The 10,456-nt window shown below is 69.3% G+C and carries 7 protein-coding genes and 1 riboswitch; of the genes, 5 read left to right on the forward strand and 2 right to left on the reverse strand.

Annotated elements, in window-relative coordinates:
- Positions 1-1,090: efflux RND transporter periplasmic adaptor subunit (locus FKV24_RS06585; RefSeq protein ID WP_141481813.1), on the reverse strand; the 1,090-nt coding region annotated here is incomplete at its 3' end.
- 484 nt (positions 1,091-1,574) lie between these two features.
- Here FKV24_RS06585 and FKV24_RS06590 point away from each other — a divergent pair.
- The gene (locus tag FKV24_RS06590; RefSeq protein WP_211371807.1) at positions 1,575-2,720 is read left to right on the forward strand and encodes an efflux RND transporter periplasmic adaptor subunit; all 1,146 of its coding nucleotides are present in this window, start codon (positions 1,575-1,577) and stop codon (positions 2,718-2,720) included.
- 173 nt (positions 2,721-2,893) lie between these two features.
- The gene (locus tag FKV24_RS06595; protein WP_141481815.1) at positions 2,894-6,064 is read left to right on the forward strand and encodes an efflux RND transporter permease subunit; all 3,171 of its coding nucleotides are present in this window, start codon (positions 2,894-2,896) and stop codon (positions 6,062-6,064) included.
- A gap of 92 nt (positions 6,065-6,156) precedes the next feature.
- Here the strand turns inward: FKV24_RS06595 and bioD are convergent, their stop codons facing one another.
- Positions 6,157-6,885 (reverse strand): dethiobiotin synthase, encoded by a 729-nt coding sequence (gene bioD / locus FKV24_RS06600; RefSeq protein ID WP_141481816.1) that lies wholly within the window; start codon positions 6,883-6,885, stop codon positions 6,157-6,159.
- 42 nt (positions 6,886-6,927) lie between these two features.
- On the opposite strand from bioD, the gene FKV24_RS06605 reads away from it, so the two are divergent.
- The 3 genes from FKV24_RS06605 to btuB all read left to right on the forward strand — a co-directional run bounded on the left by FKV24_RS06605 (position 6,928) and on the right by btuB (position 10,293).
- Positions 6,928-7,428 (forward strand): GAF domain-containing protein, encoded by a 501-nt coding sequence (locus tag FKV24_RS06605; protein WP_141481817.1) that lies wholly within the window; start codon positions 6,928-6,930, stop codon positions 7,426-7,428.
- Positions 7,425-7,814 (forward strand): TfoX/Sxy family protein, encoded by a 390-nt coding sequence (locus tag FKV24_RS06610; RefSeq protein ID WP_141481818.1) that lies wholly within the window; start codon positions 7,425-7,427, stop codon positions 7,812-7,814. Before FKV24_RS06605 ends, FKV24_RS06610 begins: the two co-directional genes overlap by 4 nt.
- Before the next feature lie 195 nt (positions 7,815-8,009).
- Positions 8,010-8,276, forward strand: a riboswitch (cobalamin riboswitch).
- Between the two features lie 142 nt (positions 8,277-8,418).
- Positions 8,419-10,293, forward strand: coding sequence for a TonB-dependent vitamin B12 receptor (btuB, locus tag FKV24_RS06615; protein ID WP_141481819.1), 1,875 nt, complete (start codon positions 8,419-8,421; stop codon positions 10,291-10,293).
- Positions 10,294-10,456: the final 163 nt, after the last annotated feature.

Here is a 10,456-nt window from a genome sequence, read left to right on the forward strand (position 1 = left end):
CCGGCTGGCCCGGCTGCGCACGCTGGATCCCGGACACGACCACCCGGTCGCCGGCGTCCAGACCGCCGCCGATCACCCAGTCGCGGCCCATCGTGCGGCTGGCGACGACATCCTTGCGCACTACCGTGTCGTCGGCGCCGACCACCAGCACATAGGCGCCCTGGGCGTCGCGCTGCAGCGCCGCCTGCGGCACCCGCACCGCGCCCGACTGCATGCCCATGGTCGCCTTCAGGGTCACGTAGGTGCCCGGCAGCAGGCTCCGGCCCGGGTTGGGCAGGCGGGCGCGCAGCGCAACCGCGCCGGTGGCCGGGTCGACCACGTCGCCGGAAAAGTCGATCACGCCGGTGTGGGCGTAGGCGCTGCCGTCGGGCAGGAACACCTGCACGTGGGCCTCGCCGGCACTGTGGTCGACCATCGCCCGGCGCACCTGGTCGAGCTCGGACACGCTCAGCGAGAAGTTCACGTACAGCGGGTCGATCTGGTCGACCGTGGTCAGCAGGGTCGCGTTGCCCTGGCCGACCAGGGCGCCCTCGGTGACCTGCTGCTTGCCGGCGCGGCCGTCGATCGGCGCGCGCACGGTGGCATAGCCCAGGTTGATGCGGGCGTTCTGCAACGCCGCCTCGGCCTGCTTGACCGAAGCGCTGGCGCTGCGCTCGGCGGCCAGCGCGTTGTCGAGATCAGCCTGGGACACGAACTTCTGCGGCGCCAGGGTGCGCGCGCGGTCGGCGGCGACCTTGGCATTGGCGTAGTTGGCCTGGGCCGCGGCCAGCGAGGCCTGGGCCTGACCGACGGCCGCCTGCAACTGGGCCGGGTCGATCTGGAACAGCACCTGCCCTTCCTTCACGTCGGTGCCTTCCTCGTAGACGCGCTGCTGCAGCACGCCGGGCACCCGGGCGCGCACGTCGGCGCTGCGGAACGGCGCCAGTCGTCCGACCAGGTCCTTCTCCAACGGCACGTTGCCGGGCTGCACGGCGATCACGCCGAGCTCGGGAGGCGGCGGACCGCCGGCGGCCTGCTCGTCGCCACCACAGGCCGACACGACAAGGGCCAACACGGCGGCCAATGCCACCGGACGCAGGTTCATGACCATGGACACTCCGAATTCCGTCATCGAGAGCAGCAACTGCTCGGGGATAGGATTTGTAATTCTTGAACTGACCAGTTTAGCATTGGCCCCGCGCCCCCGGACCGCCGCAAGGCCAACGGGCGATGAACATTGGTATACGGCCACGCTGGGCAAAACGGTCGACCCCATCGGGCGAGCCTACGTCCGGCACTGTCCACGTACCGTCACGGCCGGCATCGACGGCGACCGCCCCGCCAGGGCGGCCGACGGCCATCATCAGGGGCTCCCACAGGGCATCGGATGGGCATCGCGTGCCGGCCTCGCGCCGCCGCCGGAAGACAACTGCCACAATTCCGGACCGGCAGGTTCAATAAACTAATGGGAGTGGTTCCCATTCCATCGGACCGGGACCATGCCCTCCTCCTCCCCCCGCCGTTACCCGGCGTCAACGCCCGAGGCTCACATGTCGAAATCCGCAGGCAAGCGCCCCCCCTCCACGAGCAAGCGCATGATCCTGATGCTGATCGGCGCGATCGTCGTGTTCGGTGGCGTCTTCGCGGTCAAGGGATTCTTTGCCGCGCAGACCAACAAGTTCTTCGACAACATGCCGCAGCCGCCGGTCGCGATCAGCTCGCAGGCTGCGCGGACCGAGCAGTGGAACGACTCCGGCGAGGCGGTGGGCACCTTCGTCGCGGTCAACGGCACCGACGTCACCACCGAGTCCGGCGGCGTGGTCCGCGCGATCGAGTTCACCGCCGGCCAGCCGGTCGCCTCCGGCGCGGTGCTGGTGCGGCTGAACACCGCCAACGAGGAGGCGACCCTGAAGTCGCTGGAAGCCTCCGCCCGCCTGGCCGCCGCCCAGCGCGACCGCTGGCAGCAGCTGTCCCGCGACCAGTTGGTCTCCAAGGACGAGGCCCAGCAGCGCGCCACCGCCGCCGCCACCGCGCAGGCGCAGGTCGACGCGCAGCGCGCGCTGATCGCGCAGAAGACCATCCGCGCGCCGTTCTCCGGCGAGCTGGGCATCCGCAAGGTCAACCTCGGCCAGTACGTCTCCCCCGGCACCGCGATCGTCAGCCTGCAGCAGCTTGACCCGATCTACCTCGACTTCACCCTGCCCGAGCAGCAGATGGGCAAGGTCGCCGAGGGCGGCACGGTGCAGGCCTCGGTGGACGCCCTGCCGGGGCAGACCTTCGAGGGCCGGATCACCGCGATCGAGCCGCAGATCGACCCCAGCACCCGCAACTTCAAGGTGCAGGCGACCTTCGACAACCCCGACCGCAGCCTGCGTCCGGGCAGCTTCGCCAAGGTCGGCTTCGCGACCGGCGCCCAGCACGACGTGGTGGTCATCCCGCAGACGGCGGTCAGCTTCAATCCCTACGGCAATGCGGTGTTCGTGATCGGCAAGACCCCGCGCGCCGAGGGCGAGACCGACATGCAGGGCAATCCGCTGACCGGCGACAAGCTGACCGTGAGCCAGCGGTTCATCACCACCGGCGCGACCCGCGGCGACCTGATCGCGGTCACCGACGGTCTCGAGCCGGGCGAGGAGGTCGCGACCAGCGGACTGCTGAAGCTGCGCAACGATGCCGAAGTCACGGTCAACAACAAGGTGAAGCCGGCCGCCGACGAGCAGCCGGCTCCCGAGAACCGCTGACGTACCCGCCGTCCGGGCCCGCCGAAGCCCGGACGGCACGCTCGAGCAAACCCGGTTGATCGCTGCGAAGCCCGTCCGCGGGCCTCGCCCCCACACCAGCCCTCCCCCGCCCGCGGGACAGGGACACACGCGAAACCCTCTCCCGCCCGCGGGAGAGAGGGAGAAGCCCAGCGATGAAATTCACCGACATCTTCATCAACAAGCCGGTACTGGCGATCGTCCTCAATCTGTTCATCCTGCTGTTCGGCCTGCGCGCCTACAGCGAGTTGAACGTGCGCCAGTACCCCGAGCTGCGCAATGCCGTGATCAACGTCAGCACCACCTACTTCGGTGCCGACGCCGACCTGATCGAGGGCTTCATCACCACCCCGCTGGAACGCGAGATCGCCAGCGCCGAGGGCATCGACTACATGACCTCGACCAGCTCGGCCGGGGTCAGCACCATCCAGGCCTACATCCGCCTGGACCAGGATCCGAACGAGGCGCTCACCCAGATCGCGGCCAAGGTCAACAAGATGCGCGGCCAGCTGCCGCCGGAGTCGGAAGACCCGGTGATCGATCTGCAGCAGGGCCAGCAGATCGCGGCGATGTACCTGTCGTTCGCCAGCGAGACCCTCAACAACAACCAGATCACCGACTACCTGACCCGGGTGATCCAGCCCAAGCTGGTCACCGTGCAGGGCGTGCAGCGCGCCGACATCCTCGGCGCCGGCACCTTCGCGATGCGGGTATGGCTCAAGCCCGACCGCATGACCGCGCTGCAGATCACCGCCAGCGACGTTTCCAATGCGCTGCAGTCCAACAACGTGCTGGCCGCGGTGGGTTCGACCAAGGGCCAGATGGTCGCGATCGACATGACCGCCGAGACCGACCTGCGCACGCCGGAGGAGTTCCGCCGTCTGGTGATCCGCGAGCAGGACGGCGCGATCGTGCGCCTCGGCGACGTCGCCGACGTGGTGCTGGGTTCCGAGAGCTACGGCACCTCGGTGCGGATGAACGGCGAGGCGGCGACCTTCGTCGGCATCTACGTCTCGCCCGACGCCAACTCGCTGGACGTGATCAAGGATGTGCGCGTGCTGTGGGACGAGCAGATCGTTCCGCAGCTGCCGCAGGGCATCAAGGGCACCATCCCCTACGACAGCACCGAGTCGATCCAGGAGGCCATCGACGAGGTAGTCAGCACCATCGTCGAGGCGGTGATCATCGTGATCGTGGTGATCTTCCTGTTCCTGGGGTCGCTGCGCAGCGTGCTGATCCCGGCGGTGACCGTGCCGCTGTCGCTGGTCGGCGCGCTGTTCCTGATGCTGCTGATGGGCTTCACCATCAACCTGCTGACCCTGCTGGCGATGGTGCTGGCGATCGGCATCGTGGTCGACGACGCGATCATCGTGCTGGAGAACATCCATCGCCACATCGAGGAGGGCATGAGTCCGCACGCCGCCGCGCTCAAGGGCGCGCGCGAGCTGGCCTGGCCGGTGGTGGCGATGACCACGACCCTGGTCGCGGTGTACGTGCCGATCGGCTTCCAGGGCGGCCTGACCGGCGTGCTGTTCACCGAGTTCGCCTTCACCCTGGCCGGTTCGGTGCTGCTGTCGGGCGTGATCGCGCTGACCCTGTCGCCGATGATGAGCGCGAAGATCCTCAAGCCGCACGATCCCGAGCACCCCAAGGGCAAGCTTGAGAACTGGCTGGACGAGAAGTTCGAAGTGCTGCGCCTGGCCTACCAGCGTCGCCTGCACGGCGCGCTGGAGACCAAGTCGGTGCTCGCGGCGTTCGGTGCGATCACCTTCCTCTCCTGCGTCTTCCTGTACATGACCGCGCCGAAGGAGCCGGCACCGCTGGAGGACGAGGGCTTCATCTTCTCGATCGCCAGCGCCGACCCCTACGCGACCCTCGACTACGTGGAGCGCTATACCGAGGAGATCACCGCGATTTCCAAGACCGTGCCCGAGGTCGACGGCTACTTCCTGTTCAACGGCGGCTTCGGCGGCAGCGGCGGCGGCGCCAGCCCGCAGGCGATGGCCGGCTTCGTGCTCAAGCCGTGGAGCGAGCGCGACCGCTCGACCAACCAGGTGCTGCAGCAGACCCTGCAGCCGCAGATCAGCCAGGTCACCGGCCTGAACGTGTTCGCCCTGGTCCCGCCCTCGCTGCCCAGCGCCGGCGGCGACGGTGGCGGCGAGTTCGTGATCGGCGGCGTCGGCGAGCTGAGCCAGTTGTCGGAGCTGGCCGACGCGATCCTGGAGCGGGCCTACGCGAGCAAGCGCTTCATCTTCCTCGACAAGGACCTGAAGATCGACAAGCCGCGCATCGAGGTCGCCATCGACCGCGACAAGGCGGCCTCGCTCGGCATCGAGATGCGCACGCTGGCGGCCGACATGGCGGCGCTGCTGTCGGGCGGCTACACCAACCGCTTCGCGATGCAGAACCGCTCCTATCGGGTGATTCCGCAGGTCCAGCGCAGCGATCGCCTCAACGCCAGCGACCTTGAGAACTACTACACCCGCACCCGCGACGGCGAACTGATCCCGTTGTCGACCGTGGTGACGCTGAAGGAGAGCACCCAGCCGCAGTCGCTCAAGCGCTTCCAGCAGTTGAACGCGGTGGCGATCACCTTCGCGCCGCGTCCGGGCGTCAGCAAGGGCGAGGCGTTGAGCATCCTCGAGGAGGCCGCGAACGAGGTGCTGCCGCAGGGCTACAGCGTCGACTACGCCGGCGAGTCGCGCCAGTTCAAGCAGGAGGGCGCGGCGATGCTGGTCACGATGGGACTGGCGCTGATCGTGATCTTCCTGGTGCTGTCGGCGCAGTTCGAGAGTTTCCGCGACGCCCTGATCATGCTGCTGACCGTGCCGATGGCGATCTGCGGCGCGCTGCTGGTGCTCAACGTGCTGGCCCTGGTCGCCAACATCCTGAGTTTCAGCGGCATCGAGGCGTTCCCGGGGATGAGCATCAACATCTACACCCAGGTCGGCCTGGTGACCCTGGTCGGGGTGATCTCCAAGCACGGCATCCTGATCGTGGAGTTCGCCAACAAGCTGCAGATCGAGCAGGGCATGTCCAAGCGCGATGCGATCGAGCACGCCACCAGCATCCGTCTGCGTCCGGTGCTGATGACCACCGCGGCGCTGGTGTTCGCGATGATCCCGCTGCTGATGGCCAGCGGCCCGGGCGCGGCCTCGCGCTTCTCGATGGGCACCGTGATCGTCTCGGGCATGAGCATCGGCACGCTGTTCACCCTGTTCGTGCTGCCGGCGTTCTATCTGTACCTGGCACGTGATCACTCGGCGCAGCATGCCGACGGGGAAGAGAAGGCCCCGGCGCTGAATCCGGCACCGCAGCAGGGCTGAGCGGCATGACCGCCCGGGCCGCGTCGCCGCCGGCAATGGCGGGGCGCGGCCCGGGCTTTTTTGTGGGCGCCTGAGGTCGCGCCCTGCCGATGTCAGGCGGGCGCCAGCAGGGGCGAGACGTCCAGCGCCACCGTCGACAACGCCGCCAGGTCGCGCAGATGCGGCACCCGTCCCAGGCACGGCGCCGGCAGGCGCGCCTGCAGCAGCCGGAAGTTGTCGTCGGCGCGCCGCATGTCCGGGTCGATGTCGTTGGCGATCCATCCGGCCAGGCGACGGCCGTCGGCGGCGATCGCGCGCGCGCTCAGCCGCGCATGATTGATGCAGCCCAGCCTCAACCCGACCACCAGCACCACCGGCAGGTCCAGCGCGCGGACCAGGTCGACCTGGTCCAGGCTCGCCGACAACGGCGCCGCCCAGCCGCCGACCCCCTCGACCACGACCCGATCGGCGGCCGCGGCCAGGCGCGCATAGGCGGCGGCGATCGCCTCCAGTTCCAGTTCGACCCCGGCATCGGCCGCGGCCAGCTCCGGCGCCAATGGCGCCGGCAACGCGTACGGATTGACCTCCGCGTAGGGCGGCCGCGGGTCGCTGGCCGCCTGCAGCAGCAACGCGTCCTCGTTGCGCCAGCCGTCGGGGCTGGGTTCGCAGCCGCTGGCGACCGGCTTCATCCCGCTCGCGCGCAGGCCTTGCGCCCGCAGCGCATGCAGCAGGCAGGCGCTGGCGACCGACTTGCCGATACCGGTATCGGTGCCGGTGACGAAGACGCCGATGGCGGTGGCGGCGGACGGGGCGGTCTCGAAGCGATGTTCTTGGGCGGTCATGCTGATCCTGAACACAGCGCGGCGCGCTGCTAAACTCCGGGAATGTTCGCCGCTACCACCCTGACCGGCAACAAGCCGGAACAGTACGCCCAGCTGGCCGACCAGGCCCGCGGTCTGCTCCATGGCGAGCACGACCGCATCGCCAATGCCGCCAACCTGGCGGCACTGGTGTTCAACAGCCTGCCGGACCTGAACTGGGTCGGCTTCTACTTCTTCGATGGCAACGAGCTGGTGGTCGGGCCGTTCCAGGGCCTGCCGGCCTGCGTGCGCATCGCGGTCGGCAAGGGCGTGTGCGGCACCGCCGCGCAGACCGGCCAGACCCAGCGGGTCGACGACGTCGACGCCTTTCCCGGCCATATCGCCTGCGACGCGGCCTCGCGCTCGGAGCTGGTCGTGCCCCTGTTCGCGCGCAACGGCGACCTGCTCGGCGTACTCGACATCGACAGCCCGCTGCGGGGCCGTTTCGAGGCCGATGACCAGGCCGGTATCGAAGCGCTGGCGCGACTGTATACCGACGCCCTGGAGCCGGAGTCCCACGGATGAGCCTGCCGAAACTGCGCAACATCGGTCCCAAGAGCGCGGCCTGGCTGCGCCAGGTCGGCCTGCACAGCCGCGAAGACCTGGAGGCGGCCGGTCCGGTCGAAGCGTTCATGCGGATCAAGCGGGCCGGCTTCAAGCCGACCATGAACCTGCTCTACGCGATCGAGGGCGCGTTGTGCGACTGCCACTGGCAGGAAGTGCCGGACGCGCGCCGGCAACAGCTGGTCGCCGAGGCCGAGGCCGCGATCGAGCAGTTGCCGCCGCCGCGCTACAAGCCGGCCGCCGCGCCAGTGCGGACCACGGTGCTGACCGCCGACACGGTCGAACTCCCACCCACCGAGCCCGACGAAGGCAACGAAGGCAGCGACGGCAACGACGCAGAGCCTTGACAGCGGCGTGCGACTTGATGGCCTTCCCCGGGAAGGCCCCATCGCGGCCCACGCCGCTCCAACCGGACCCTCGGAAGCACGGAAAGCCCCCCGGCAGGAATCCAGGCCGCGGGGCGGAGATCCCGCTCTTCTCTCGCTCCTCGCCTCTCCCCCCTCACTTCTCCTCTTTCCCCCTCACTTCCGGCCTTTTGGCGTACACTGCGCGCGCTTCGAGGTGACCCGTTCGCGCCACGTGCGCGAACGGGTTGAAACGGGAAGCCGGTGACCTGCCACGGTCGGACCTCGCCAACGAGGCCCGGCCGGCATGCAGCAGTCCGGCACTGCCCCCGCAACGGTAAGCGCGCCAAGGCTCCGACATCGGCCACTGTGCATCGCACGGGAAGGCGTCGGCGCCGGGATTCCGGACCGCACGGTCCGGGTCCAGCCGCAAGTCCGGAGACCGGCCTCGTCGCCTGGGTCGCGCCGATCGCGCGACACCATGACTGATTGCGATGCGGAGGGCGTCGCGGCGGCGATGCCGGCCCTGGCCGGCGGTCGAGGCCCTTTCCTTCCGCGCGCCCCGTAACGCGATGCGCAGGCGCCCCCTGCGTGCTGGAGAGAGCCGATGCACCCCAAATCCCCGACCCTGGCCGTCGCCGCCGTCCTGGCCGCATCCGCCGCGCCGCAGGTCCACGCCCAGCAGGCGACCGAACTGGATGAAGTCGTGGTCACCGCCAACCGCACCGCGGTCAGCGTCGACGACACCCTGGTCCCGGTCGAGGTGATCGATCGCGCCACCATCGAGCGCAGCCAGGCCCGCGACCTGACCGACCTGCTGCGCGGTCGCGCCGGCATCTCGATCGCCAACCAGGGCGGCACCGGCAAGCTCAGCACCCTGTTCCTGCGCGGCAGCGAATCCGACCACGTGCTGGTGCTGGTCGACGGCGTCCGCATCGGTTCGGCGACCTCGGGCCTGGCCTCGTTCCAGGACCTGCCGCTGGCGCTGATCGAACGCATCGAAGTGGTGCGCGGCCCGCGCTCGAGCCTGTACGGCAGCGAGGCGATCGGCGGCGTGATCCAGATCTTCACCCGGCGCGACCGGGAAGGCCTGAACCTGCGGGCCAGCGCCACCGTCGGCAGCAACGACTACGCCGAAGGCAGCTCCGGTATCGGCGGCCGCAGCGGCGGCGCCTGGTTCGGCATCGACACCGCCTACACCAACACCGAGGGCTTCGACGCCTGCAGCGGCCGCGGCCCGGATCCGTCGATCCCGTTCGACTTCGGTGCCGGCTGCTTCACCGACGAGCCCGACCGCGACGGCTACCGCAACCGCTCGCTGTCGGCGCGCGCCGGCTACGACGTCGGCGACACCTTCGCGTTCGGGGCGCATGCGCTGCGCGCCGAGGGCCGCAACGAGTACGACGGCAGCTTCCAGAACCTGTCCAAGGTGACTCAGCAGGTACTTGGCGCCAACGCGCGCTGGACCCCCAACGAGGTCGCCACCGTCAGCCTGAACCTGGGCCGCAACACCGACGCCTCCGACAATTACATGGATGGCATCGATGTCGGCTACTTCGACACCGACCGCGACAGCGCCACCCTGCAGGGCGACTTCAGGTTCGCCGGCGACCATCTGTTCAGCGTCGGCCTGGACTGGCTGCGCGACCGCGTCGACAGCAACACCGCCTACGATGAGACCTCGCGCGACAACCGCGCCGCCTTCGTGCAGTACCGCGGCCAGTTCGCCGCGGGCAGCCTCGGCCGGCAGTCGTTCGAGGCCAGCCTGCGCCGCGACGACAACGAGCAGTTCGACGGCCATACCACCGGCAGCGTCGCCTGGGGCCTGGGCTTCGGCGGGAACTGGCGGCTGACCGCCGGCTACGGCAGCGCATTCAAGGCGCCGACCTTCAATGAGCTGTACTACCCGTTCTTCAACAACCCGAATCTGCGTCCGGAGGAATCGCGCAGCTGGGAGCTCGGCTTGGCCTACGACGGCGACGCCCTCGACTGGCGGATCGACGCCTTCAGCACCCGCGTCGACGATCTGATCGCCTACGACGCCGCACTGTTCATGCCCAACAACATCGACCAGGCGCGCCTGCGCGGCGCCGAGATCGGCCTGGACACCGAGCTGTGGGGCTGGAGCGTCGATGCCAGCGCCAGCTTCGTCGACAGCGAGAACCGCAAGGGCTTCCATGCCGGCAACGAGCTGCCGCGCCGTGCCCGTCGCAGCGCGCGCATCGATCTCGATCGTGCCTTCGGCGACCTGCGCCTGGGCGTGACCGGTGTGGCCGAGGGCGGCCGCTACGACGATGTCGCCAACAGCGTGCGGGTCGGCGGCCATGCCAGCTTCGATCTGCGCGCCGAGTACGCCGTCCACCCCGACTGGACCGTGCAGGCCCGCGTCGCCAACCTGTTCGACCGCGACTACCAGACCGTCGACTGGTACAACCGGCCGGGCCGCGAGTGGTTCCTGACCCTGCGCTACGCGCCGCGCTGAGGCGCGGCCGCAGGAGCGGCGCGAGCCGCGATCCCCGGGCTGCGCCCGGGAATCCCCAAAGTTTGCTGCGCAAACCTTGGGCCCCACCGTTGCGCTGCCACACCCCCATTCGCATCTGCGATGCGAATCGCCCCCTGACTCAGGGGGGAACGATATCCGGCTG

Origin of the sequence: Marilutibacter maris, assembly GCF_006546735.2 — a bacterium.
GTDB lineage: Bacteria > Pseudomonadota > Gammaproteobacteria > Xanthomonadales > Xanthomonadaceae > Marilutibacter > Marilutibacter maris.